The sequence below is a fragment of the Candidatus Poriferisocius sp. genome, from assembly GCF_965204015.1.
Classification (GTDB): domain Bacteria; phylum Actinomycetota; class Acidimicrobiia; order Acidimicrobiales; family Bin134; genus Poriferisocius.
Window position 1 is genome coordinate 2321545 of record NZ_OZ241965.1, and the last position, 23088, is coordinate 2344632.

Sequence of the window (23088 nt, forward strand, 5' to 3'; positions counted from 1 at the left end):
ATCACATTGGAGCAGCGTTGTGGGCGAGCGGGGATCGATCTCGGTTTTGGGCGCGGGGATGTTGGCGGTGGTCGGAATGGCGATCGTGTTGCTGGGGCAGCTCGGGGCGGACGCCGTTCGCCGGGCCCGGGCGGCGGCGATTGCTGATGTGGTGGCGATGGCCGCCGCGGCGGAGCCGTCAGCCGGGGCGGGGATTGCCGCGGCCAACGGAGCGACGCTGACGTCGTTGACCAGAGACGGGTTCCAGGCCGAGGTAGTGGTTCGCCGGGACGGGGCAACGGCGGTGGCCCGAGCCGAGTTTCTGCCGCCGAAGTGGTGGCAGTGCCAATCTTTTCCAACTGGCGATCCCGTACACTTCGAGTCGTGTCCATTGACCCCGGTCGGGTGAGCGACCCCCAGGCTGCGCCGGTGCCCGCGCCGCCCTCAGCGCGCCAGCCGGTGAGGGTGACCCCGAGGGAGTATCGGCGGGCGGTGCGCTTGCAGGCCCGCAAGGTGCGCAGGGTGATCCGGCACATCGAGCCCTGGTCGGTGCTGAAGATCTCGTTGATCTTCTATACGTGCCTGTGGGTGATCGTCATGCTGGCCGGGGTGATGCTGTGGAGCATCGCGGTGGGGTCGGGCACAGTGGACGACACCGAGTCGTTCATCGAGGAGCTGTTCGCACTGCAAGAGTTCAAGTTCAATGCCAGCCAGATATTCCGGGGCTTTGCCGTGGGCGGGCTGGTGCTGGTGGTGGCGGGCACGTTCTTCAACGTCTTGCTGTGCGTGTTGTTCAACCTCATCAGCGACCTGACCGGGGGAATGAGGGTCACGGTCATCGAGGAAGAAACGGCTCGGCAACGCCCCCGGACTCGACCTGCCCGATTTCGTTGGCCGAGCTGGATTCCCCGTAAGTAGGCTTGCCGTCCGGCTGCGGGGCTATAGCTCAGTCGGTTAGAGCGCACCCCTGATAAGGGTGAGGTCGCTGGTTCGAATCCAGCTAGCCCCACACCTCCACCTCTCACACCCCTCAAGCCCGGTTGCGGCGGGATGGGGGTTCGTTAGGATGGGAGCTGTGAAGATTCTGCGGAGAGCATTGGTTGCTCTGGCCGGGGCGGCTGCTATTGCGGCCATCTTGCGTGCCCGGGGAACCGGGGGCGTGCCGCCCCAGTCGGGCGGCTGGCGCCAGATCAGCGGCAGCAGCTAATCCTGATCGCTTCTTCTGAGCTGCATGGATGTACTGATTGTTGGCGCGGGCGTGGTTGGCGCGGGCGTGGTTGATCGCTTGGCCAACACACCGTCGATCCCGGTTGGGCGGGTAGCAGTAGTCGATCGGAACCCCGATCGTGCCTGGCAATTAGCAGAGCAATACGGCTCGCCGGTAACCGTTGGCAGCCTTGACGACTCGGCCGATGTGGTGGTGTTGGCCACTGCATCCGGCAGTCAAGCCCGATTGGCCCGTCGATTCTTGGCCCGGGGCAGAGCGATGCTCTCCACTTCTGACTCCGTGGCCGATGTCAGACGGCTGCTGGGCATGCACGGCGCAGCTCAGCGGCAGAACACGCTGGTGGTGGCCGGAGTGGGCATGGCTCCGGGGCTGAGCGATGTTCTGGCCGGTCGGGCCGCTGAGGGATTCGACCGGGTGACTGAGGTGCACGTGGCCAAGTTCGGCACGGGGGGGCCGGCGTGTGCCCGCCAGCACCACAAGGCGTTGAGTTCGCTGGCGTTGGAATGGCGGGGCGGGTGGAAGCAGCGACCGGGGGGCTCAGGTCGGGAGTTGTGCTGGTTCCCGAGCCCGGTGGACGCGGCCGACTGCTACCGGGCGGCGCTGCCCGACCCGATGTTGCTGGTCCGGAAGTTCAGCGGTGCCGATCGGATAACGGCTCGGATGGCGGCCACCCGCCGGGATCGCTTCAGCTCCTGGCTGCCCATGCTGCGGCCGCCCCATCCAGAGGGGAAGCTGGGGGCGGTACGGGTTGAGGTGCGGGGGCAGAAGGGCCAGAAGTGGACTGGTCGGATATTGGGCGCTTCGGCACCACCGGGAACCGCGACGGCCGCGGTGGTGATGGGGACGATTGAGCTCTTTGCCGGGGGACAGTTGCGCCACGTTGGGGCCATGGGCCTATCCGAGGTGGTGGATACGGCCGAGTTCTTGGACGCGGTGGAGGGGCAAAAGGTTGTTTGTGAGGAGTTTGCCGGCGCTTAGCCGTTGTTGAGAAGAGTGCGGAGTTCTTCGTGGATGCTCCCGTTGGTGGAGAGCCAGTCGCCGGCCGACGGGGTGGTGGACCCGTTCCACTGGGTGATGCAGCCGCCAGCTTCCGGGACTATCACCAGCATGGGGGCTATGTCCCACAGGTTGAGACCGGGGTCGATCATGGCGTCGACGCGTCCGGTGGCTACCAGCACGTAGCCGTAGCCGTCGCCCCAGGTCCGGAGTCGGGGACCCGTTCGGCTCTCTCGGTCACGAGTGCGCCTGACTCGATCGAAGGCGCCTTCGGGCCACCATTCGGTTCCTGATGTGCTCAAGTACGACCGGCTTAGCTCAGTTTGGGCGCTCACTTGGCAGCGGCGGCCATTGTGGTAGCAACCCAGGCCTCGACCGGCCCATACCGCTTCGTCGAGGGGGGGGACGGCCGCGACGCCAATGGACGGCCCGTGCTGATCGATTACGGCCAACAGCGTGGTGTACAGGGGCACACCGCGGACGAAGCTGCGGGTGCCGTCGATGGGGTCGATAACCCAGGTTCGCCCCGATGTGCCCTGCTCTTCGGGGTATTCCTCTCCGATCACTGCATCGTCGGGAAACCTCTTGGCCAAAGCCTCTCGGAGGAAGGCCTCCGCGGCCTTGTCGGCTTCGGTTACCGGTGACCCATCGTCCTTGCGTTGCACCGACAGCTCATGGTCGGAGAACCACCTCAGCGTTAGCTGTCCGGCCTCACGGGTCAGCTCAACGGCTTCGTTCAGCAGCTCGGTATCTGCCGACTCGGTCATCCAAGGATGCCTTGGTCCCGCAGTGAAGCCAGTCGGTCGTCGTCCAACCCCAGTACTTCGCTGAGTACCTCGTCGGTCTGCTGGCCGACGGTGGGGGCGTGGGTGGGTATGGGCAGTTCCTCGTCGAAGAACTTCACCGGGAGGGGGAGTTGCTCGCAGCCCACCTGCTCGGTGGTGAACAGCGGCAGCCGGTCTTGGAATTGCGGGTCGTCGACCACGTTCTTGGCGTTGTTCACCGGGGCGATGGGGGTGTTCACTCGATCGCCGAACTCCAGCCACTCGGCGCTGGTCTTGGTGCGGAAGATGTCCCGCAGCTCCTGCTGCATCTCCAGGTTGCCCCGGGCATGGTCGGCGTACTTCGAGCCCGGCCAGCGATCGAAGAGGTCCATGCGGTCGAGGGCTTCGCAGAAGTTCTTCCAAAACGCCTGTTCAGAGGCCATGAACAGCACATGCCCGTCGGCCGACTCGTACATCTGGTAGCGGACACCCTCCCACATGCCGGCCAGGCCCGGGGCCCGGCGCTCGTAGTCGTCGGACGGGTTGCCGGTGACCTCGTCTTCAGGCCGCTCGTAGGCCTTCCACGTCTCGATGCGGTACCAGTCCATATAGGCCGCCGCGTCGGACTGGGCCAGCTCGAGCCGGCAGCCCTCGCCGGTGTCACGAGCCCGAATGATGCCGGCGCACACGGCCAGCGCCCCGATGAGGGGGGCGATGTTGATACCGATGTTGGGCATCTCCGGGATGCGGCAGAAGCCGTCATCGTCGTAGGCAGGGGGAATCAGGCCGGCCCAAGTGTCGTAGGCGATGCCGTGGCTGGGCATGTCCTTGTAGGGGCCGGTCATGCCGTAGCCGCTGATGGTGGCGAACACGATCTTGGGGTTGACTTCCTTGAGCTGCTCGTAGCCCAGCCCCCGCCGCTCCAGGGCCCCGGGCCGCATGGCCTCGACCACCGCGTCGGCGTTGCGGGCCAGATCCAGGTAGAGCTCAACGCCTTCGGGCTGGCGCAGGTCGAGCACGATGCTGCGCTTGCCCCGATGGGTGTGCAGATGCAGCAGCGACACCCCGTTGACGATGGGCCAGGTCATCTGGCGGATGTAGTCGCCCTGCGGGGGTTCGACTTTGATGACGTCGGCACCCATGTCCGACAAGAAGGTGGTCAAAAACCCGGGACCGAGCAGCGAACTCTCGATGACCCGGACACCGGCGAGCGGGGGGGCGGGGTGGCTCATGCCTTGGTACCTCCATCAACCCGAAGGACGATCCCGTTGCAGTAGCTGGCGTCGTCGCTGGCCAAGAAGGCGAACGCCGAGGCGAGCTCGGATGCGTGAGCGGGGCGGTGATAGGGCTCCATGATGGCCATGAGGGTGAGATCGACGTCTTCGGGGGGCATGAACTGCTTGTAGATCTCGGTTTCCACGCCGCCCGGGGCGATGCAGTTGATTCGGATTCCCTCCCGCCCGTTGGTGCTGGCCATGGTCTGGGTGAGGGCGATCACCCCACCCTTGGAGGCCGAGTAGGCGGAACTCCACGGCTGGGCGTTGGTTCCGGCGGTGGAGGCGGTGTTGACGATGTTGCCCTGGGATTCGAGCAAGTGGGGCAAACAGGCCTGGGACATAAAGAAGGTGGCGGTGAGATTGACGCCGATCACCCGGTTCCATGCCTCCAGGGTCTCGTCTTCATCGCGGGCGAAATGGCCGATGCCGGCGATGTTGCACAGTACGTCGATGCGGCCGTAGGCCTCCACGATCTGAGCGACGGTGGGAGCGATGGCGTCGAGGTCGAGCAGGTCGAGTTGGATGGCCATGTCGACGTCTTCCACCGGGTCTCGGTCGATGCCCACCACGGTGCCGCCCTCGGAGCGCAGACGGTCGGCGGTGGCCCTTCCAATGCCGGAAGCCGCGCCGGTAACTATGGCGATTTTGTCTTCAAATCGGTTCATGCCCAAAGCATGGCCTATTGGGACGGTCGGCGATGCATCAGAGCAGTGCGAACGGCCCGGCAAACCAGAGCGTCGGCGCCCACGGAGTAGGCCCGGTGCTCCAGGGTCACCACTCCCTGGGTGGGGCGGGACTTGGACAGGCGGGAGTCCAGCACCTCGGTCTCTACCCGGATGGTGTCTCCGGCGAACACCGGGGCGCCGAAGGAGACCTCTTGGAAGCCCAGGTTGGCCACAGTGGTGCCCATGGTTGTCTCATGGACGCTGATACCCACGGCGAGCCCCAAAGTGAGCATGGAGTTCACCAGGGGTTGGCCGAATTCGGTGCCGGCGGCGTAGTCGGCATCGAGGTGAATGGGCGCGGGGTTCATGGTCATGGTGGTGAAGGCCACGTTGTCGGCCTCGGTGATGGTGCGGCGGATGGCGTGGTGGACGATCAGGCCGGGGGTCAGATCCTCGAACCACAGGCCGGTAACCGGGCGAGCACTCTGGTTGTCGGGCACAAACGAACGTTATCGACCGGCACGTTGGTGTGCTGTTGTGGTTGCGCTGCGGGCGGGCGCCTCGATGACACCGGTCAACATGTCCACCAGATTGGCGGCGTACACGTCGTTATGGGTGGCCAGGGGATCGCCGGCTTCGATGCGACGAGCCCGCTCGGCCAAAGAGGCGGTCATGAGCTGGATCATGCCCAGCACCCGCTCGTCGCGTTGGCTCTTGTCGGGGGCCGCGGCCTGGTCTCTCAGTAAACGCAGGATGGCGTTGAGGTTGGCCGGAACGTGGGTGGGATCGAAGTCCCAGCGGCTGAATTCGGCACTGAGTTGGGCCACGATACGCAGGTAGCACCGTCCGCTGGCGGTGGACAGTCGCCAGGTGAGGGGCTGGATTAGGGCCTCAATCAGCGCCGGCGTGTGGTCGTCGTCCAACGAAGTCCACACCTCGCCCCGGTCTTGGTCGATGGGCTCGCCGTGCTCCCGCAGGATGGCATCGAGCACCCCGCTGCGGGAGCCGAAATGATAGGAGAGCGCCGAGCTGTTCTTCTGCCCGGCGGCAGTCACGATGTCTTGCACCCGCACCCGCCAGATGCCCTGTTCGGCGAACAGGCGCTCGGCTTCGGCGATCAGCCGGGCCCGGGTTTCGGTGGCGTCGCGCGGCACAGCCGCTGGTCCTCGTCGGCTGGACTACTTGCCGTGGCCCAGGGGCAGCAGGGCAGTGTCGGGAATGAGCTCCACGTTGATGCCGTCAGGCAGCGGGAATTCGAAGTCTGGATACCGTCGCTGGGCGGTGGCCCGGTAGCGGTCGGTGGAGTGGATCGGGTCGGGGTCGTACTCCGGGATGACCTTGGTGCCGAACACCTCGAGCATCTCGTCGATCTCGTCGTGCTCCATGCCCTCGCCGGGCAGGCCGAACACCACCTGGTCGCAGCCGACCGTCTGGTAGCGGGCCACCTGCTCGCACACCTCTTCGGCGTTGCCGCACAGCATGTAGCCGCCGGCAATGGCCCCGTCGAGCATCTCGTCGGTCCATTCGACCTGGTTGGGGGCCGAGGGCCAGGTGATGGCGTCGGGGGACTTGGGCATGGTGTCGTGGTAGAGGTTCACCATGGTGACCAGGTAGCCCCGGCCCTTGGCCTTGGCGATCTCCCGGGCCCGTTCCCGGTCTTCGAGGCAGATGACGGCGTTGGTCATCATCACGTTGTCGTTCTTGAACTGGCCGATCTGTTCCACCGGGTTGTCGATGGCCTCCTTGTAGGCGTCGATGCGGCCCTTGAGGTTGAAGATGGGCTCGAAATTGAACGCAATGGCCCCGATGCCCAGCGATCCGGCCTTGGCGAAGGTGGGCGGGTTGCCGCAGGCCACCCAGATGGGGGGATGGCCGTGGCCGTGGGGCTTGGGCAGCACGTTGTGGGGCTTGGGCACCGAGAAGTGCTCGCCCTCAAAGCAGTAGTCGCGCTGTTCCCACATACGGGGGATCTCGCGGATTACCTCATCCCACATCGACTTGGTCTCGGGCGGGGTGAGGCCGCCGAAGGTGGCCACCTCGTGGCTGCCCGCGCCTCGTCCGGTGCCGAACTCGAAGCGGTTCTCGGTGATGTGGTCGAGCATGGCGGCCCGCTCGGCGATGCGCACGGGGTGCTCTTTGGCGGTGGGCAGGCTGGTGATGCCGGTGGAGAGGTGGATGCGCTCGGTTTGCGCGGCCACATAGCCCATGACCGGGGCGGGGGCCGACATGTGGCTGTACTCGGTGAGGCAGTGGTGCTCGCCGAACCAGGCGTACTTCCAGTTGTACTTGTCGGCGGTGATGACGTAGTGGGCTTCCCGCATCAAGGCGGTGTGCTCTGCGTTGGTGTCGTGGGCTGCTGGCCCGGGGATGTAGCCGTTGACGAAAATTCCGAACTCCATGGTCTCCTCCGCGTCGGTTGAGAGAGGGCTATGACGGAACAGTTCTAATGGAAGATATTAGAACCGGTCAAATCAAGTCGGGTCGACTTGCCCACGGAGGTCGTCGATCCAACTCTGGGCCTCCGACCAGGCAGTGGTGGCCGCGTTGGATTGCTCTTCGTTTCCCCTGATGTTGGTGGGGTAGGAGCCGAGGAACTTCACCTCGCCGTGCTTGGCCACGATGCTGGTGAGGCAGTCGGCCACCAGTTGATCGGCCACATGGCCCTCAAGGTCGATGAGGAAGCAGTAGTCGCCCAGCGCCTTCTTGGTGGGCCGCGACTCCAGCTTGGTGAGGTTGATGGACCGGGCGGCGAACTCGGCGAGAATGCCCATCAGCGAGCCCGACCGGTCGGCGCGCTGAAAAACCACGATGGAGGTCTTGTCGTGGCCGGTGGGGGCAGGGACGCCCGAACTGGACACCGCCACGAAACGGGTTTGGTTCTCGGGGTGGTCTTCGATGTCGGTGGCCAGCAGCTCTAGACCGTAGATGTGCTGCGACAGGATGGTGCCGATGGCCGCAGATTCGGCGTTTTTGGAGATGGAGAGATCCCGGGCCGCAGCCGCGGTGGAGTTGGCCGCCACCTCTTCAGCATGGGGCAGGTTGTCGGTGAGATAGCGCCGGCACTGGGCGGTGGCCACAGGGAAGCTGATGACTCGTTGGATTGTCTCCAGCGACGCGCCAGCAAGGCCGAGGAGGTGGAGTCGCACGTCGATTACCACCTCTCGCTGGATGAGCAGGTCGTGCTCGAAGATCAACGCATCGAGGGCGACGTTCACGGTGCCCTCGATGGAGTTCTCGATGGCGGTGAACCCCAAATCGACCTGGCCCTCGGCGGCACTCTCGAGCACCTCGGGGATCGATCGGCACAGTTTGTGCTTGGCGGCAGCCAAGTCGGGCTGGGTAAGAAGGGCTTCTTCGGTGAACGTGCCCGGTGGTCCCAGGTAGGCCACATGGCTCACGGATCGGACAGAGGCAGTCACAAAAGGGCAGGATAGTGGGAGTGGATGAGGCCTTTGTTCGGCAATTGATGGCAAACGTGCGCGACGGCACGGTGACCGCGGACGATGCCGTGCGGCAATTGCGCCGCTTGCCGTTCGCTGACTTGGGATTTGCCCGGGTGGATCATCATCGCAGCCTTCGCCAGGGGCTGGCCGAGGTGGTGTACGGCCCGGGCAAGACCCCCGACCAGTGCGCGGCCATCGTGGGGGAATTGTTGGATCAGCCGGGTGGCCCGGTGCTGTTGACCCGAGCCTCTGATGAGCAGGCGGCCACTTCGCTGGGGCTCAACCCCGGAGGGGAGCGTTACGACGCCACCTTGGTGTGGCGTCCGGCGGCGCCGCGGCCCGAACGGGTGGTGTTGGCCGCAGCGGGCACCGCCGATCTCCCGGTGGCCGACGAGTGCGGTGTGGTGCTGGCTGCTCACGGGTTGGCCCCTCAGCGGCTGAACGATGTGGGGGTGGCCGGGCTTCATCGGATTCTCGGCGAGGTCGACGTGTTGGCCTCGGCTGACGCCGTGGTGGTGGTGGCGGGCATGGAGGGGGCGTTGGCCTCGGTGGTCGGCGGGCTGACTGCGGCCCCGGTGGTGGCGGTGCCCACCAGCGCGGGGTACGGGTCGTCGCTTGAGGGGGTCACTCCGCTGTTGGCGATGTTGTCGTCGTGTGCCTCGGGGGTGACCGTGGTGGGAGTGGACAACGGCTTTGGCGCGGCCTGCGCGGTGCTGCGTTTGTTCAAGACGAGGGAGCGAGCAGTATCGCCGACGGGGTTGAACGATGGCTGAGTGGAGCGAACGATGGATGAGTGGAGCGAACGATGGCTGAGCCGGCTGGGGTTGCCTGGTTCCACTGTTTCAGCGGGATCGCGGGCGACATGGCGCTGGGGGCGCTGATCGACGCTGGGGCCGATGTGGCCGAAGTGCGCGAGATGTGCGAACTGCTGCCCTTGGGCGGGTGGGACCTTCAAGCCCACCCCACCCAGCGAGGGGGCATCGGGGCCACCGATGTGCGGGTGATAACCCAGGAGACGTCGGTGGTGCGCACCGCCAGCCACATCATTGCCCTCGTCGGGGAGGCTCGGCTGCCCGACCGGGTGGCCGACCGGGCGCTGGCGGTCTTCGATGCCCTGGCCCGGGCCGAGGGCAAGCTGCACCGCCGACCGCCAGAGCAGGTCCATTTCCACGAAGTGGGCGGGCTGGACGCCATCATCGACGTGGTGGGCACTTGTGCGGCGCTGGAGGTACTGGGGATCGACGAGGTTTATTCCAGTGCGGTGGCGTGCGGGCGGGGAATGATCCGCAGTGCCCACGGGCATCTGCCCAATCCGCCCCCCGCAGTGGTGGAGCTGCTAGTGGGGTGTCCGACGTTCGGCTTGGACGTGGGGCTGGAGCTGACCACTCCTACCGGCGCGGCGATCTTGTCGGCGTTGGCGGAAGGCTGGGGGCCAATGCCGCCGATGACGATCTCGGCGAGCGGGTTCGGTGCGGGCGACAACCAACTGGAGGATCGTCCCAACCTCACCCAGGTGGTGGTGGGGACGATGGCGGCGGCTCGGCCTGAAGGGCAGCCGGTGATGTTGTTTGAGACCAACGTGGACGACGCTACGGGGGAGACCCTGGCGCACACGGTGGCATCGCTACTGGAAGCAGGGGCGCACGATGCCTGGATCACGCCGATCGTGATGAAGAAGGGGCGGCCGGCGTACACGGTTAGTGTTTTGGCTGATCCTGCGGTGGGTGATCAGGTGGCGGGTACGTTGGCTGATGAGACTGGGTCTTTGGGGGTGCGAGGGCAGTTGATTGAACGGTGGCCTCGGGCGCGGTTGGAGCATGAGGTGGATGTTGATGGGCGGCGGCTTCGGGTGAAGGTGAGCGAGGGGCGCGTGAAGGTCGAGCACGACGAGGCGGTGCGAGCCTCGAAGTTGTTGGGGTTGCCGGCTCGTGAGGTTGTCTCGTTGGCTGAAGAAGCCTGGCGGCGGCAGGGGGATGATGAGCCCGTTGCCTAGTATCGAAGCTGTGGACGACGAGCGGTTTTATTTTCGGCAGTTGTTGTCGGGCCGGGACTTGGCTGTTGGGGACATGATGGCTCGGCAGATGGTGAATTTTGTTTACTTGATTGGGGATCGGGAGACGGGGGAAGCGGTGGTGGTTGACCCGGCTTATGACCCGCAGGGGATTGTGGATCTAGTTGAGGCCGACGGGATGCGACTGACTGGGGTGTTGGCCACGCACTACCACGCCGATCATGTGGGGGGATCCATCATGCAGTTCTCCATCACAGGTGTGGCTGAGCTGTTGGAGCTGGTGTCGGTTCCAGTGCATGTGCAGGCTGACGAGGCTCGCTATGTCAGCATGACCACCGGGCTGGAAGACGACGATCTGTGCCTGCACAAGAGCGGCGATGTGCTGTCGGTGGGGGCGGTGGACATCGAGATGATCCACACGCCGGGCCACACCCCCGGGAGCCAGTGCTTTTTGACTAATGGCCGACTGGTCGCCGGAGACACGCTGTTTTTGGAGGGGTGCGGGAGGACCGATCTGCCGGGGAGCGACCCGGCGGCCATGTACGAGAGCCTCACCCAGCGCCTGGCCCGGGTTCCCGACACCGCCACGCTGTACCCCGGCCACCTGTACTCACCCCAGCCGTCGGCTTCGATGGGCGAGACCCGCCAGACCAACTACGTGTTCATGCCTCGCTCGGCTGAGCAGTGGCTGGCTATGTTTGGCGGGTGATGGAAATGAGCTCTACCTCAACCGGCAGTCCGCTGGCGGCGTTGGACCCCCATGTGGCCGGGCCGCTGGAAGAGTTGGTGCAGGCCCTCCACACAGTGGGCTTGGATCCCACGCTGTTGGAGTTGTGCAAGGCCCGCATCGACCAGATGATCATCGGGGAAGCATCGGGCTCGGCCCGGGCTCCAAGCGACGGGCGGGAAGAGACCGTGCTGGCGTTCACCGAGCAGTACATATTGGACGCCCACGGGGTGACCGACGAGCTGTGCGTTGAGCTGAACGCTCATCTCTCGCCACCTGAGCTGGCCGCGCTCACCACGGCCATTGCCACCTACGAAGCCCTGGCCCGCAGCCAGGCCGCACTGAAAGGAATGATGCCATGAGCAGGATCACAATTCCCGAGGGTGGCATGTCGGCGTTCGACCACCAGCCCGAGCTGTTTGCGGTGTTCAATCGCTTCTACGGCACGCTGTGGAGCGAAGGGCAACTCGACCAGGCCACCAAGGAGGCGGGCCGGCTCCGCAACGCCCGGGTCAACGACTGCAACATTTGAAAGAACCTCCGCTTCGCAGGTGCGAAGCAGCAGGGACTCACCGAGGAACTGGTGGACCAGATTAACGACGGCTATGACGACAGCGACTTGCCGGATCGGCTCAAGCTGGCCTTGCGAATGGCCGACGCGGTGATCTCCGACCCGTCAGGACTCAGCGCAGCCGACCAGGCGGCGCTGAACGAGGAATTCTCCCCCGCCGAGTTGGCCGAGTTAGCCCTCACAGTGGCCATGGCCGCAGGCTTCTCCAAAGCGGCCATTGCCTGGGGCCCGCCGCCGGTCATCCCGGTGACCGAAGTGCCCACCCCCACCCCCGACGGGTCGGTGGCTTAGACCGAAGAGTGCGCGAGGGGGGACTTGAACCCCCACGTCCTTGCGGACACAGGAACCTGAATCCTGCGCGTCTGCCAATTCCGCCACTCGCGCTGGTTGTCGGGGTGGTCAGCGTACAAGACGGGCGCACCGATCAGTAACCGAGTTGTTCATCGCCCGTGGTGTCGGCAGCGACAGCCAATGCAGCTATGGGTATAGTCACCGGAACCTAGGAGCATCACGGCCATGGAACTCTGATGATCCGGCTAGAAGCGGGGCAAGCTACCGACCGAGGCCGACGTCGAGAAAAAAACGAAGATTCGATGTTGGCGGCCAACGACCTCTTTGCGGTTGCCGACGGGTTGGGCGGTCACCGAGGGGGAGAGGTGGCGTCGGCGCTGGCCGTGGAAACGCTGGCTGCTGAAGTGCAAGCTGCGGTCCAGGCTCGCACCGATACTCGTCGCCGTTCGTTCCGCCGCCGCCACCCGCATTCGCCTGTACCCACGGTGGAGGAGTTGTTGGATGCAGTGGATCGGGCCAACCAGGAGATATTGGCAAAATCGAAGTCGACCCCTGAGTTGGCCGGGATGGGGACCACGTTGTGTGCGCTGGTTGTGGTTGAGCACGACGACAGCGAAACGCTGGCGGTGGTGAACGTCGGCGACTCCCGGGTCTACCGCTGCGACGAGAGCGGATTTCACCAAGTGACCGAGGATCACACCGTGGTTCAGGAGATGCTGAAGGCAGGGATGATCACACCGGAAGAGGCTGAAATCCATGAGAGCCGGAATCATCTCAGCAGAGCTCTGGGCATTGAGTCGAATGTGGCGGTTGACAATTGGACGCTGGACCCGGTGAGCGGGCACCGCTATTTGCTGTGTTCCGATGGTCTGAACCATGAAGTGGCCGATCGGGACATACACGCAGCCTTGCTGCAATACGAGGGGCCAACAGAGGCGGCAGATGCGCTGGTGGACCTGGCTTTGCGTCGGGGGGGAAGCGACAACATCACGGTGATCGTGGTGGATGTGGCTGAAGTAGCCCTCCCATAAATCGACCAAGCAAAGAACTACGCTGGTTTTGCCATGTCAGACAACGGTCCGGAGCTGCTGGGCAGTCGCTACCAACTGCGGAATCAAATCGCGCGCGGGGGCATGACCGATGTCTTTTTGGGACACGACACCCTGCTGTCGCGTCCGGTGGCCATCAAACGCCTGTTTCCCGAATTCGCCACCGATCCGAGCTTTGTAGAGCGATTCAGGCGGGAGGCCACTGCGGCGGCCAACCTCAGTCATCCCAACATTGTGGCGGTGTACGACTGGGGGTCGGCCGAGGGTACGTATTACATCGTCATGGAATACATCGAGGGGCACAGCCTGGCTGAACTGCTGCGCTCGGGAGGCCCCCTGGCCCCGGAACGGGCCGCGGAGATCGCCATGGATGTGGCTGAGGCACTGGGTTTTGCGCACAGCAACGGGCTCATCCACCGAGATGTGAAGCCCAGCAATGTGCTGCTCTCGCCCGACGGCCAGGTGAAGGTCACCGACTTCGGCATTGCCATTGTGGCGTACGGTGGGGCGGAGTCGAATCTCACCCAAACCGGTGCAGTGATGGGCACCGCGACCTATTTCTCGCCCGAGCAGGCCCAAGGGAAGTCTCTGGATCATCGCAGCGACCTGTATTCGCTGGGAATCGTGCTGTACGAGATGCTCTGCGGCCGTCCTCCGTTCACGGGCGACACCTCGGTAGCCATCGCCTACAAGCACGTTCAACAGGCCGTGCCCTCCCCCTCGTCGCTGGGTGTCGTGCTGCCGGAGTCGCTGGAAGCCATCGCCATGAAGCTGTTGGCCAAGAACCCCGAGGAGCGTTATCCCACGGCCAAGGACGTCATACGGGACCTGCGGCGTTATCGGCAGGGCCGTCATCAACTGTCGTCGGGCCAACGGCCAGGGGGGGTCCCGCCGGCGGGGACAGCGCCGATGGGGACAGCGCCGCCTGAGAACATTCCCGAAGAGCCCCGCCAACCCCAGCCGGCTCCTCCTCAGCAGCCTCCTCCGCCGGTGGTACCCAGCGGAGCAGGGCAGCCGCCGCCGGCCCCGCCGCCGGTGCCGGTGGCCGTGTTGGAGCCATCGTCGCGCGCTGGCTTGTACACCGCGGCCACGGTCATCTTCATCGCGGTGGCAGTGCTGGTGTTCTTCGTGCTGTCCAACGTGCTCGATAACGGTGAAGATGCCGCTCCACCCGTGGTGACCAGCACATCTGTCCCCGTGATCTCGGTGCCCGATGTGGTGGGCCTGTCGAGTCAGGCGGCGATACGCGAGCTGCGGGCCTTTGGTTTCGTGGTCAGCCAGGTGTTCACGGCCAGCGAGACGGTGCCGAGCAACGAGGTGATCTCCCAATCCCCTGAGGCGCTGGCCGAAGTGAGCCAGGGGGAGGAGATCGAGATCACGGTGAGCTCGGGGGCAGTTCCGGTGACCGTGCCCGGAGTTGTGGGCCAAAGCGCGGGCGACGCCGCTCGCTTTCTGCAAGACCGGGGGTTCGCCTCTGAATTGCAGGTTGTGGAGGGCTCCACCGCACCATCCGGACAGGTACTTCGCCAAGATCCCGTGGCGGGGAGCGAAGTTGCTCCCGGCAGCACCGTCACCCTTTTCGTGGCTGAAGGGCTCCAACCGGTAGAGGTGCCTGATGTGGCGGGGATGACGTTGTTGCAGGCGACCCAGGTACTGGTGCAGGCCGGTCTAGAGGTGAGCGATGAGGTTCTCGAAGAGTCCTCAGTCGATGTGGAGGAGGGCTTTGTTATCGGTACCGATCCCGCGCCGCCCGGTCTGCTGTTGCCCGGCGCCACGGTCACGATCCTGGTGTCGGTGGGTCCAGACAGCGTGGTGGTGCCCAGTTTGGTTGGACTCACTCCGGAGACGGCTGCTGAGCAGCTGGCCGAATTGGAACTGGTGTTGGCCGAGCCCATCGCCGAGTGTGATTTCCCGAACGATGCCGAAGAGCTCGTGGGTCGGGTCATGGACCAAGTACCGCCAGCTGAGGAAGAGCATCCTCAGGGGACCGAGGTGGTCGTCTGTCTAGGGCAGCCGGCTTCGCCTGGGCCGGGGCCAACGGCCACTGAGGTCATTGACGAGTTCAGCCCCCGCAGGATGGAGGCCAGGAGTGAGGCCGCGGCGATCACCGCGAGGGCTGCGGCGGCGGGTCGCCAGCCCGACGCCCTGGGCAGCATTGCCCGATGGAATGCCCTGTCGAGCAGATTCGCCGCCGAGTGCCGAGAACTGGAGACGGCTTACTCTGACATCCCCGGTCTCGTGGTGGAATGGAATTTGGAGAATCCGTATCCGATGCCCGCGGCCGCGGCTAATGCCGAGAATTGGGTGGAAGGCCTCGATGGCGACACGCCGGGGGTAGACGACGGTTGCCAGGTGCGGTGAGTGGGGCAGCCTGAGGGGCTACTACGGGGAAATCTGGGCCAGGAAGTTGGTCAACATGTCGTGGCCCGAAGAGGTCAAGATTGACTCGGGGTGAAACTGCACTCCTTCCACCGGGTGCTCGCGGTGGCGCAGCCCCATCACCAGTCCGTCATCGGTTTCCGCAATAATCGTCAAGACGTCGGGCACCGAAGACCGCTCCACGATGAGCGAGTGGTAGCGGGTGGCTTCGATGGGGTTGGGGAGTCCGGCGAAGACCCCTTCGCCGGTGTGGTGGATGATCGACGTCTTGCCGTGCATGACCTGGGGTGCCCGAACCACCCGGCCGCCGAAGACCTCCCCTAGGCACTGCAATCCGAGGCACACGCCGAGCAGGGGCCGCACGCCGCTGAACTGCTGGATGAGGGCGTTGCTCAGCCCGGCGTCGCAAGGCTGTCCTGGTCCGGGGCTGATGAGAACGCCGTCGGGATCGAGGTCGAAGGCTTGTTCGAGGGTGATGGCGTCGTGGCGATAGACCAGGGGCTCCGCCCCCAGCTCGCCCAGGTACTGAACGAGGTTGTAGACGAAGGAGTCGTAGTTGTCGATCACCAGTATGCGGGGAGTCACCGGGGCCAACGTTATCGGGGGGCCGCTCGGGGTTAGAAGCGCATATCCTTTGTCCATGGCCAAACCGACCAAGCGCAGAGTGCAGGGCGGGCGGGTTACTCCGAGGGGTACCCGGCCCGAGAACGAGGCGGTGCCCCGGGTGCCGGTCTCGGCCGAGAAGATCAGCCCGACTTGGGTGCCGGTGTTGATGATCGCCCTGCTGGTGCTGGGGGCGATGATGATCGTGCTGAACTACGTGGCTCTTTTGCCGGGCGACACCAGCAACTGGTACCTGCTGGGGGGGCTTGGTTTGCTGCTGGCCGGCATGCTGGTGGCCACCCAGTGGCATTAGCCAACGGGGAAGTTGTCTAGTTACGGCTTTGTAGTTTGTGCCCAGGTTTATCCACAGTCTGTGGATAAACGGCCTCAGTCGTCGATGGGGGCAACCAAGTCCATTTCATCGCCGCAGTGGCGGGGAGGCTCAGGGTCTTCTTCGGGGGCTGAGGTCATGCGGACCTCGGCGTAGCAGAGCGAGCATCGGTAGGTGATCTTCACCTTGCGCAGCTCGCCCGGAGGGGGCGGCGGAGGAAGCGGCTGGCGGATCATAAGCAGCACGCCCACGCCGACCCGGATGAGGATCATCCCGGCGAGAATGGCGATGAGCACACTGAGCCATAGGGGCACTTGTCCAGCCTAGATGGGCCGGTACTGTGGGCCCATGGATGAGATGAATCTGGCAATGCTGTTTCTGCGGGTAGGCATCGGGCTTACGTTTGCCGCTCACGGATACGGCAAGATCTTTCAGGGCGGCCGCATTCCCGGTACTGCGGGCTGGTTCGACAGTATGGGAATGAAGCCGGGCAAGTTGCATGCCTGGATGGCCGCGCTCACCGAGATCGGTGCCGGATTGCTTTTGGCCTTGGGACTCTTCACGCCGCTGGCCGCGGCGGGCATGATCGGGGTCATGGTGGTGGCCGCGTGGACGGTCCACCGGCACAACGGCTTCATGATCGTGCGGGAAGGCTGGGAGTACACCTTCGTTTTGGCCGTGGTCGCGGCAGCAGTGGCCACCTTGGGACCCATGGAGTGGTCGATCGACAATGCGCTGGGCATCGATGACGACTTGGACGGCTATGTGGGCTTGGCCATCGGCGCCGGCGGCGGAGTGCTGGCCGGGTTGACCCAGCTCGCGGTGTTCTATCGTCCGCCCAAATCCGAAGAGACCAACTGAGCGGTGAGCGAAGCGAGTGTGATCCGGCTAGATCATGAGGAGCTGCGGCGCTACGAGATTGCCATTCTGACCGGCTTGGGGGTCCCCTCCGAGCATGCTGAGATGGTGGTCGACAACCTGGTGGAGGCCGACCTCCGCGGGGTTGACTCCCATGGGGCCCACTTGGTGGAGCTGTATGTGGCCCGGCTGAGATCGGGACACCTGCGCCCAGTCACCGAGGTGAAGGTGGTGCGCGACGACGGCGCCACCGTGATGTTGGATGGCGGGATCGGCTTCGGGCAGGTTTCTGGCGTTGCGGCCATGGAGTTGGCGGTGGAGCGGGCCAAAGCCCATGGGGTGGCGGCGGTGACGGTGAGAGAGGGCACTCACTTGGGGGCTCTGGCCTACTACACCCTGCCCGCGGCGGAAGCGGGGTGCTTTGCGATGGCGGTGCAGAACGGCCCGGCCATCGTTCCTCCTTTCGGTGGCCGGTCGGGGATTTTCTCGACCAATCCGTTCTCCTGGGCGGCTCCGGCGGGCGAAGAGCTGCCGGTGGTTTATGACATCGCCACCACCGCAGTGGCTGGCAACAAAATCTTGCTGGCCAAAAAGCGAGGCGATCCCAGCATCCCCGAGGGATGGGCCAACGACGAACAGGGCCGCCCAACCACCAACACCGCAACCGCGTCGGCGCAGAATCTGTGCTGGTTCGGTGGGTATAAGGGATTCGGAATCGCGCTGATGGTGGAAGTGCTGTCGGGGATTGTGGCGGGAAGCAGCTTCGGTCACACCGAGCAAACCGACAGTGAGTTGGTAGGCAACCGCCGACTGGCCAAAGGCTGGATGTTCTTGACCCTCGACTTGGAGCGGTTTTGCGGGCTGGACCGGTTTCGGGAGCAGATGGACCAGCTCATCCGAGATGTGCACAACACTGAGCGAGCCGAGGGGGTAGACCGGATCTACGTTCCCGGCGAGATCGAGCACGAGAACCGGGCCGAGCGGCTGGCGTCGGGGATCCCCCTGCCGACAGCTCTGGTAGAGGAGATCAGCGCCATCGGCGCCGACTTCGGGCTTCCCCCGCTGGGTTCGTCGTGACTATGCGTTCTGCTCGAATACGACTTTGACTGCGCCGCGAGAGCCGGCTTCGGCGGCGTGGGTGATGGCTTCTCGGTAGCGGTCCAGGGGGTAGCGGGCTGACACCAGCCGCTCGAGTTTGGCCGACTCCACCAGGTCGAATGCCAGCTCGAAGCTGGTGGCGGTGCGGCCGTCGGAGAAGGTTTCGGTGCCGTAGGTATAGGCCCCCACCAACTCGGTTTCCCGGTGCCACAGCCCGGTTAGATCGACTCGGGCTGCCTCGGGCATGCCCAACAGCACCACTCGGCCGCGCGGCCGGGTGATGGCAATGGCATCAGCCACCGATGCTGGGCTGCCCACTGCGTCGATGGTTATGTCCACTCCGCTGGAGAGGTAATCGCCCAGCATCCGACAACCGCAGAACCTCCGCACCGCTCGGCGCACCTCGTCGGGGTCCACCACGATGTCGGCGCCCAGCTCGGCGGCCATATCTTGTTGGTGGGGGTATTTTGCGGTGACGATGACCGTTCCGGCGGCGGTCAGGGTCCGCAGCGCAGCCACCGAGCACAGGCCCATGGTGCCCGCGCCCAGCACTGCCACCGAGGCGCCCGGCTCGACCTGGGCCTTCAGAGCGGCGTGGACTCCGCCCGCGGCGGGCTCGAGCATCACTGCGGCCTCATCGCTGAAGTGCTGGGGCACCTCGTGGAGTTGGCTCTGGTGGGCCACCAGCGCCTCACCCCATCCGCCGCCGGTGCTGGAGCAGAAGCCGATTTGGATCCCGTCTTTGATGGCGCCTCCCAGCAGATAGCCGTAGTCATTGCCATCGCCGGGGGCTGCGCCGGGAAAGGGCAGAGGCTCGTTGCGGGCCGCCGGTCCCAAAACCGGCTCAAGGGCGAGACGATGACCGTGTTGGTCGATGCCCACCACCTCGTGGCCGGGGACGAAGGGGAACGACACCAGCGGCTCGAAATACCGGGAAGACCGGCCTTCCACCGTGGCCAGATCTGACCCGCAGATGCCGGTCAACCGGGGGCTGATCGTACGCCAGTCGGGTCCGGGCAACTTAGGGGGATCGATGTCGCGCAATTGCAGGGGGCCAACTTCGCCGCCGATTCCGGGGACCACCCGGGAGGCCACCGCGGCGGCCGCATAGCGGGCAATCTTGCGCTCGAATACTAATGCCTGCACTAGGGCACCTGTCCCCCCACGGGGTTAAAGGTAGTTCTCCGGGTTGAGGGGAGAGCCCTTGTAGCGGATTTCGAAGTGGAGATGGGGTCCGGTGGACCAGCCGGTGTTGCCGACCCCGCCGATGGTCTCGCCATAGGCCACTCGGTCGTTGACGGACACGTCGAAGCGGGAGAGGTGGGCATACAGCGTGCTCCACCCGCCGCCGTGGTCGATGATCACCGTGTTCCCGTATCCAGTTCGTGACTGAACCTGGATCACCACTCCGGGGGCGGAGGCCTGGATGGGGTCACCGGTGTTGCCGGCGTAATCCACCCCCGCGTGGAATCGCAGAGTGCCGAATATGGGGTGAATCCGGTTGCCGTACCCCGATCCAATCGTCCCGGGCACTGGTTGGATGAACTCGGGGGGTGGGGGGATCCCGATTTCGTCGTATTGGCCGAGGCGCTCTAGGGCAGTAAGGGCGTCCAACTCGGCCTGTCTCTTGCGCTCCAACTCAGCCAGGCGGGCCAACTCGGCCTGTCTCTGGCGCTCCAACTCGACCTGGTGCCGTCGTTCTCTCTCCCGCTCGATCTCGTCTTCGATGCTTTCGATGTCTTGATCTAGCCCGGCGATCTCGTTCTCGATCTCGAGGCTGACCTGGGCCTCGGCCGCGATCCGCTCTTCCAGCTCCTGCTTCTTGCGGTTCCACTCGTCCTGCAGCTTTTTCTGCGCGGTTCGGAGTTCGGCCAGGTCGGCCAGGGCTGCTTCGATCTCGGCTTGGGCCTGCTCGATCTCGGCTTGGGCCTGCACGGCCTGTTCGATCGCGATCTGCTGATCGTCTTTGGCCTGGCGCAAGCGGTCGATGAGCACTTGGGCGTCGGCGCCCAGTTCCTCGATGTAGAACTTCCGGCGAGCGTTCCGGTTGGGATCGCCGTCTTGGAGGAGGAAGTTCTGCTCGTAGACCAAGTCGAGGTAGATATCGACCACTTGGTCGCGCAAACGCTCCTGGATGGCGGCGATCTCGTCGTCCAGCTCAGAATCCCGCTCTCGAGCGGCGTTTACCCGCTCTTGAGCCGCGGTTTGAGAAAGCTCTAACGCTTGCAGACGAGTCACCGCGGCGGCGATCCAATTGTTGACTTCGGCGAGAGCGGCGTCCACCTCTTCGATCTGAGCTTGGGTAACGTTCAGCTCTTCGATGGCAAACAGTGATTGGCGCTTCAGGGCATCTTGTTCTCGCTGCCGTTCTTCTATTTCCCGCTTTTTCTCCTCGATCTGGCGCTCACGCTCTTCGAAGAACGAGTCTTGGGCTGCGCTGGGTGTGCTCAGCGCTAGCGGCAACAAGACCGCAATGAGGCAGACGATCCGCAATAACTTGTACATAAGGGGCTGTCGATAACGCCGATGGCTTTGGCGTTAGTTACAATTGTAATCAAATTGCAACATTATTACAAGTGCCCGCTTGATGTTACTAGTGTGGCTTATGTTGTTTATGTGGTCAATGAATTGAAGGTTGAAACGGCGGTTTCTCGGCCCTTCATTACGGTAGATAGCCTGAGAAAGTGACTGGCCTTCTAGACCGACGTGAACGGGTCATTTTGGCTGATGACTTGGCTGGAGTGCCTGAGGGCACCCCGGGCGAGGTGATGCTCCACACCGGTTTGCAGTGGGTGCGTTATTGGGTGCGATTCGATACCGGGGCCGAACGGGGATCCATCCACCGCGACAAGCTGGTGCGAGAAGACGAGTGGGAGGACTTTCTGGCTGGCCGGGCTGCTGCCGAGGCCGCGGCGGAAGTCGACGAGCTGGCCGGCTCCCCGGTCGGTGAGGCCCCGGAGTTGTCGGCCGGTGATGCCGCCAGCGACGCGGCCAGCGACGTTGTGGTCAACGGGGCGACCGTGCCGGCCCATTTGCTGTCTCGCAGTGCCTCAGCCCGGGAGCGCTTGGGCGGATAGCCCGCGCTAACCCAGCGCAGACGCCCCAGAGGTGACGGCGGGAAGCAGTGCCGGGGCGGTCGGAAGGATTTGGTCGAGATAGAACCGGCTGGAGACTTGTTTCGCCCTCCAGAAGTCGGCTTGCTGCGGGCCCGCCGCTTCTAGCCGACCAGCCGCTTCCAGTCGACTAGCCGTGTCACCGGCTCGAGCCATGACCCAGCCGCCAACGGTGAGGCCGAGCATCTGGAGGAACGGGGTGGCACCGGCCAGGGCGTCGTCGCCGGGATGCTCCCCCAGCCAGCGGGCGGCTTCGGCAATGGCCCCAACCGCTTGGTCCAGGTTCTTGTCCAGACCGGTCATCTCCTCAAGCAGCGCAGCCAGCGGCGCGCCGTTATCCACGGGAAGCTTGCGGGCGACGAGGTCGATGGCTTGGATGCCGTTGGTGCCCTCGTAGATGGGGGCGATTCGGCTGTCGCGCCAATGCTGGGCGGCCCCGGTCTCTTCGATGTACCCCATGCCCCCGTGTACCTGGATGCCCAACGACGCCACTTCGACTCCTTGGTCGGTACACCAGGCCTTTGACACCGGCGTGAGCAGTTCGGCGCGGTGGCGAGCTTGTTGGCGGTGGGCTGGATCGGGATGGCCGGAGGCTTGATCGGCCGCGGCCGCGTTGAGGTACAGCAACCCCCGCATGGCCTCGGTACGGGCTCGCATGTCCAACAGCATCCGACGCACATCGGGATGCTGGTGTATGGGGGCTTGGACACCGGGTTCGGTATCGGACCGGCGACCCTGGCGCCGCTCGGCGGCGAACGCGGCCGCCTGCTGGTAAGCCCGCTCGGCCACGGCGAGGCCCTCCAGCCCAACCAGGAGACGGGCCTTGTTCATCATGGTGAACATCTGGGGCATGCCCTCGTTTTCTTCGCCCACCAGCTCGCCGACGGCCCCATCCAGTTCCATCACGCATGTGGGGCTGCCATGGATGCCCACCTTGTGCTCCAGTCCGATGCAGCGGATGGCGTTGCGCTCGCCCAGCGCGCCATGGTCATCCACCAGCATCTTGGGCACGATGAACAACGAGATGCCCCGAGTGCCGACGGGGGCATCGGGGGTGCGGGCCAAAACGCAGTGGACGATGTTCTCGGCCATGTCGTGCTCACCCCAGGTGATGAAGATCTTCTGGCCCCACAGCCGGTAAGTTCCGTCGGCTTGGGGCTCGGCCCGGGTGGTGAGGGCGCCGACATCGGAGCCGGCCTGGGGCTCAGTCAAGAGCATGGTTCCCGACCAGATGCCGCTGATCAACGAGGGCAGCCAGCGGTGCTGCTGTTCGGGACTGCCGTGGGCGCTGAGCGCGCCGATGGCGCTCTGGCTGAGCATGGGGCACAAAGAGAAGGCCATGTTGGCCGAGGTGACCATCTCTTGAATGGCTACGTCGACGACCAGCGGAAAGCCGGCCCCACCGTGCTCGGGGTCGGCCGACACTGCGGTCCAGCCACCGTTGATGAACTGCTGGTAGGCCTGCCGGAAGCCATCAGGGGTGACGACTTCGCCGTTGTCGTTGAGCACACTGCCGGTTTGGTCTCCCGCCCGGTTGGAGGGAGCGATGACCTCGGTGGCCAGCCGTCCAGCTTCGGCCAGGAGGTCTTCGGTGTGGTCGAGGCCAATGTCTGACCAAGCGGGGATCTCGGCCAGCTCGTCTAGGCCCGCGATGTGGCGCAGGGCGAAAGCAATGTCGTTCAACGGAGCGTTGTAGGGGCTCATG

Annotated in this window: 28 protein-coding genes and 2 tRNA genes; 17 read left to right on the forward strand and 13 right to left on the reverse strand. The window is 64.7% G+C overall.

Going from position 1 to position 23088, the window contains the following annotated elements; all coding sequences use genetic code 11:
- The first annotated feature begins 19 nt into the window (after nucleotides 1-19).
- From ACOGJC_RS10360 to ACOGJC_RS10380, 5 genes are all read left to right on the forward strand, one after another.
- On the forward strand, nucleotides 20-388 hold the full coding sequence (locus ACOGJC_RS10360) for a hypothetical protein (RefSeq protein ID WP_419844925.1): 369 nt from the start codon (nucleotides 20-22) through the stop codon (nucleotides 386-388).
- Nucleotides 364-897, forward strand: a complete 534-nt coding sequence (locus tag ACOGJC_RS10365) for a DUF3566 domain-containing protein (protein WP_419844926.1) — start codon at nucleotides 364-366, stop codon at nucleotides 895-897. The genes ACOGJC_RS10360 and ACOGJC_RS10365 overlap by 25 nt, the downstream gene beginning before the upstream one ends.
- Nucleotides 898-914: 17 nt before the next feature.
- A tRNA-Ile gene (locus tag ACOGJC_RS10370) sits at nucleotides 915-988 on the forward strand.
- A 66-nt stretch (nucleotides 989-1054) separates the two neighbouring features.
- Complete coding sequence (locus tag ACOGJC_RS10375; protein ID WP_419844927.1) at nucleotides 1055-1186, forward strand: hypothetical protein; 132 nt, start codon at nucleotides 1055-1057, stop codon at nucleotides 1184-1186.
- A 24-nt stretch (nucleotides 1187-1210) separates the two neighbouring features.
- On the forward strand, nucleotides 1211-2185 hold the full coding sequence (locus ACOGJC_RS10380; protein ID WP_419844928.1) for a saccharopine dehydrogenase NADP-binding domain-containing protein: 975 nt from the start codon (nucleotides 1211-1213) through the stop codon (nucleotides 2183-2185).
- Here the strand turns inward: ACOGJC_RS10380 and ACOGJC_RS10385 are convergent.
- From ACOGJC_RS10385 to pheA, 7 genes are all read right to left on the reverse strand, one after another.
- Complete coding sequence (locus ACOGJC_RS10385; protein WP_419844929.1) at nucleotides 2182-2970, reverse strand: inositol monophosphatase family protein; 789 nt, start codon at nucleotides 2968-2970, stop codon at nucleotides 2182-2184. The two genes, ACOGJC_RS10380 and ACOGJC_RS10385, sit on opposite strands and share 4 nt — an antisense overlap.
- Entirely contained in the window at nucleotides 2967-4199 is a 1233-nt protein-coding gene (locus ACOGJC_RS10390; RefSeq protein ID WP_419844930.1) for a CaiB/BaiF CoA transferase family protein, read from the reverse strand. The genes ACOGJC_RS10385 and ACOGJC_RS10390 overlap by 4 nt, the downstream gene beginning before the upstream one ends.
- The gene (locus ACOGJC_RS10395) at nucleotides 4196-4909 is read right to left on the reverse strand and encodes an SDR family NAD(P)-dependent oxidoreductase (protein WP_419844931.1); all 714 of its coding nucleotides are present in this window, start codon (nucleotides 4907-4909) and stop codon (nucleotides 4196-4198) included. Before ACOGJC_RS10395 ends, ACOGJC_RS10390 begins: the two co-directional genes overlap by 4 nt.
- 14 nt (nucleotides 4910-4923) lie before the next feature.
- The gene (locus ACOGJC_RS10400) at nucleotides 4924-5409 is read right to left on the reverse strand and encodes a MaoC family dehydratase (RefSeq protein ID WP_419844932.1); all 486 of its coding nucleotides are present in this window, start codon (nucleotides 5407-5409) and stop codon (nucleotides 4924-4926) included.
- Nucleotides 5410-5418: 9 nt separating this feature from the next.
- Entirely contained in the window at nucleotides 5419-6063 is a 645-nt protein-coding gene (locus ACOGJC_RS10405) for a TetR/AcrR family transcriptional regulator (RefSeq protein WP_419844933.1), read from the reverse strand.
- A 24-nt stretch (nucleotides 6064-6087) separates the two neighbouring features.
- Complete coding sequence (locus ACOGJC_RS10410) at nucleotides 6088-7308, reverse strand: LLM class flavin-dependent oxidoreductase (RefSeq protein ID WP_419844934.1); 1221 nt, start codon at nucleotides 7306-7308, stop codon at nucleotides 6088-6090.
- Between the two features lie 72 nt (nucleotides 7309-7380).
- The gene (gene pheA, locus ACOGJC_RS10415) at nucleotides 7381-8328 is read right to left on the reverse strand and encodes a prephenate dehydratase (RefSeq protein WP_419844935.1); all 948 of its coding nucleotides are present in this window, start codon (nucleotides 8326-8328) and stop codon (nucleotides 7381-7383) included.
- Nucleotides 8329-8348: 20 nt separating this feature from the next.
- On the opposite strand from pheA, the gene larB reads away from it, so the two are divergent.
- From larB to ACOGJC_RS10445, 6 genes are read left to right on the forward strand one after another with little or no spacing between them, the layout of a single operon-like run.
- Nucleotides 8349-9125, forward strand: a complete 777-nt coding sequence (larB, locus tag ACOGJC_RS10420) for a nickel pincer cofactor biosynthesis protein LarB (RefSeq protein WP_419844936.1) — start codon at nucleotides 8349-8351, stop codon at nucleotides 9123-9125.
- 32 nt (nucleotides 9126-9157) lie between these two features.
- Nucleotides 9158-10345, forward strand: a complete 1188-nt coding sequence (gene larC, locus ACOGJC_RS10425; protein ID WP_419844937.1) for a nickel pincer cofactor biosynthesis protein LarC — start codon at nucleotides 9158-9160, stop codon at nucleotides 10343-10345.
- 10 nt (nucleotides 10346-10355) lie between these two features.
- Entirely contained in the window at nucleotides 10356-11072 is a 717-nt protein-coding gene (locus tag ACOGJC_RS10430) for an MBL fold metallo-hydrolase (protein ID WP_419848224.1), read from the forward strand.
- Between the two features lie 5 nt (nucleotides 11073-11077).
- Nucleotides 11078-11452, forward strand: a complete 375-nt coding sequence (locus ACOGJC_RS10435) for a hypothetical protein (RefSeq protein WP_419844938.1) — start codon at nucleotides 11078-11080, stop codon at nucleotides 11450-11452.
- Entirely contained in the window at nucleotides 11449-11622 is a 174-nt protein-coding gene (locus ACOGJC_RS10440; protein WP_419844939.1) for a hypothetical protein, read from the forward strand. Before ACOGJC_RS10435 ends, ACOGJC_RS10440 begins: the two co-directional genes overlap by 4 nt.
- A 51-nt stretch (nucleotides 11623-11673) precedes the next feature.
- A complete protein-coding gene (locus ACOGJC_RS10445) occupies nucleotides 11674-11952 on the forward strand; it encodes a hypothetical protein (RefSeq protein ID WP_419844940.1) in 279 nt (92 codons plus the stop codon).
- 9 nt (nucleotides 11953-11961) lie between these two features.
- Here ACOGJC_RS10445 and ACOGJC_RS10450 read toward each other — a convergent pair.
- A tRNA-Leu gene (locus tag ACOGJC_RS10450) sits at nucleotides 11962-12045 on the reverse strand.
- 143 nt (nucleotides 12046-12188) lie between these two features.
- On the opposite strand from ACOGJC_RS10450, the gene ACOGJC_RS10455 reads away from it, so the two are divergent.
- Entirely contained in the window at nucleotides 12189-12983 is a 795-nt protein-coding gene (locus ACOGJC_RS10455) for a Stp1/IreP family PP2C-type Ser/Thr phosphatase (protein ID WP_419844941.1), read from the forward strand.
- Nucleotides 12984-13016: 33 nt separating this feature from the next.
- Complete coding sequence (gene pknB / locus ACOGJC_RS10460) at nucleotides 13017-15362, forward strand: Stk1 family PASTA domain-containing Ser/Thr kinase (RefSeq protein ID WP_419844942.1); 2346 nt, start codon at nucleotides 13017-13019, stop codon at nucleotides 15360-15362.
- A gap of 21 nt (nucleotides 15363-15383) precedes the next feature.
- Here pknB and ACOGJC_RS10465 read toward each other — a convergent pair whose 3' ends face one another.
- Nucleotides 15384-15965, reverse strand: a complete 582-nt coding sequence (locus ACOGJC_RS10465) for an anthranilate synthase component II (RefSeq protein ID WP_419844943.1) — start codon at nucleotides 15963-15965, stop codon at nucleotides 15384-15386.
- Between the two features lie 55 nt (nucleotides 15966-16020).
- Between ACOGJC_RS10465 and ACOGJC_RS10470 the strand changes: the two genes are divergently transcribed.
- The gene (locus ACOGJC_RS10470) at nucleotides 16021-16296 is read left to right on the forward strand and encodes a cell division protein CrgA (RefSeq protein ID WP_419844944.1); all 276 of its coding nucleotides are present in this window, start codon (nucleotides 16021-16023) and stop codon (nucleotides 16294-16296) included.
- A 74-nt stretch (nucleotides 16297-16370) separates the two neighbouring features.
- On the opposite strand, the gene ACOGJC_RS10475 is transcribed toward ACOGJC_RS10470, so the two are convergent.
- Complete coding sequence (locus ACOGJC_RS10475) at nucleotides 16371-16628, reverse strand: hypothetical protein (protein WP_419844945.1); 258 nt, start codon at nucleotides 16626-16628, stop codon at nucleotides 16371-16373.
- A 34-nt stretch (nucleotides 16629-16662) separates the two neighbouring features.
- On the opposite strand from ACOGJC_RS10475, the gene ACOGJC_RS10480 reads away from it, so the two are divergent.
- Both ACOGJC_RS10480 and ACOGJC_RS10485 read left to right on the forward strand, forming a co-directional pair.
- Nucleotides 16663-17175: a DoxX family protein gene (locus tag ACOGJC_RS10480; protein WP_419844946.1), complete on the forward strand. Its 513-nt coding sequence runs from the start codon at nucleotides 16663-16665 to the stop codon at nucleotides 17173-17175.
- A gap of 3 nt (nucleotides 17176-17178) precedes the next feature.
- Nucleotides 17179-18249, forward strand: coding sequence for an Ldh family oxidoreductase (locus ACOGJC_RS10485; protein WP_419844947.1), 1071 nt, complete (start codon nucleotides 17179-17181; stop codon nucleotides 18247-18249).
- Here the strand turns inward: ACOGJC_RS10485 and ACOGJC_RS10490 are convergent, their stop codons facing one another.
- Nucleotides 18250-19416 carry a zinc-dependent alcohol dehydrogenase gene (locus ACOGJC_RS10490; RefSeq protein WP_419844948.1) on the reverse strand — a complete coding sequence of 389 codons (1167 nt, stop codon included), beginning with the start codon at nucleotides 19414-19416 and terminating at the stop codon, nucleotides 18250-18252. It abuts the gene before it with no gap.
- A 24-nt stretch (nucleotides 19417-19440) separates the two neighbouring features.
- Nucleotides 19441-20775 (reverse strand): peptidoglycan DD-metalloendopeptidase family protein, encoded by a 1335-nt coding sequence (locus ACOGJC_RS10495; RefSeq protein WP_419844949.1) that lies wholly within the window; start codon nucleotides 20773-20775, stop codon nucleotides 19441-19443.
- Nucleotides 20776-20954: 179 nt separating this feature from the next.
- Here ACOGJC_RS10495 and ACOGJC_RS10500 point away from each other — a divergent pair, with 179 nt between their 5' ends.
- A complete protein-coding gene (locus ACOGJC_RS10500; protein WP_419844950.1) occupies nucleotides 20955-21347 on the forward strand; it encodes a hypothetical protein in 393 nt (130 codons plus the stop codon).
- A gap of 6 nt (nucleotides 21348-21353) precedes the next feature.
- Here ACOGJC_RS10500 and ACOGJC_RS10505 read toward each other — a convergent pair whose 3' ends face one another.
- Nucleotides 21354-23087, reverse strand: a complete 1734-nt coding sequence (locus ACOGJC_RS10505; RefSeq protein ID WP_419844951.1) for an acyl-CoA dehydrogenase — start codon at nucleotides 23085-23087, stop codon at nucleotides 21354-21356.
- Nucleotide 23088: the final 1 nt, after the last annotated feature.

Coding starts and splice junctions, on each gene's coding strand:
- ACOGJC_RS10390 (WP_419844930.1), bottom strand. CDS start 4,199: ATGAGCCACCCCGCCCCCCCGCTCGCCGGTGTCCGGGTCATCGAGAGT.
- ACOGJC_RS10470 (WP_419844944.1), top strand. CDS start 16,021: ATGGCCAAACCGACCAAGCGCAGAGTGCAGGGCGGGCGGGTTACTCCG.
- ACOGJC_RS10395 (WP_419844931.1), bottom strand. CDS start 4,909: ATGAACCGATTTGAAGACAAAATCGCCATAGTTACCGGCGCGGCTTCC.
- ACOGJC_RS10380 (WP_419844928.1), top strand. CDS start 1,211: ATGGATGTACTGATTGTTGGCGCGGGCGTGGTTGGCGCGGGCGTGGTT.
- ACOGJC_RS10410 (WP_419844934.1), bottom strand. CDS start 7,308: ATGGAGTTCGGAATTTTCGTCAACGGCTACATCCCCGGGCCAGCAGCC.
- larC (WP_419844937.1), top strand. CDS start 9,158: ATGGCTGAGCCGGCTGGGGTTGCCTGGTTCCACTGTTTCAGCGGGATC.
- ACOGJC_RS10495 (WP_419844949.1), bottom strand. CDS start 20,775: ATGTACAAGTTATTGCGGATCGTCTGCCTCATTGCGGTCTTGTTGCCG.
- ACOGJC_RS10385 (WP_419844929.1), bottom strand. CDS start 2,970: ATGACCGAGTCGGCAGATACCGAGCTGCTGAACGAAGCCGTTGAGCTG.
- ACOGJC_RS10480 (WP_419844946.1), top strand. CDS start 16,663: ATGGATGAGATGAATCTGGCAATGCTGTTTCTGCGGGTAGGCATCGGG.
- ACOGJC_RS10440 (WP_419844939.1), top strand. CDS start 11,449: ATGAGCAGGATCACAATTCCCGAGGGTGGCATGTCGGCGTTCGACCAC.
- pknB (WP_419844942.1), top strand. CDS start 13,017: ATGTCAGACAACGGTCCGGAGCTGCTGGGCAGTCGCTACCAACTGCGG.
- ACOGJC_RS10505 (WP_419844951.1), bottom strand. CDS start 23,087: ATGAGCCCCTACAACGCTCCGTTGAACGACATTGCTTTCGCCCTGCGC.
- ACOGJC_RS10435 (WP_419844938.1), top strand. CDS start 11,078: ATGAGCTCTACCTCAACCGGCAGTCCGCTGGCGGCGTTGGACCCCCAT.
- ACOGJC_RS10455 (WP_419844941.1), top strand. CDS start 12,189: ATGATCCGGCTAGAAGCGGGGCAAGCTACCGACCGAGGCCGACGTCGA.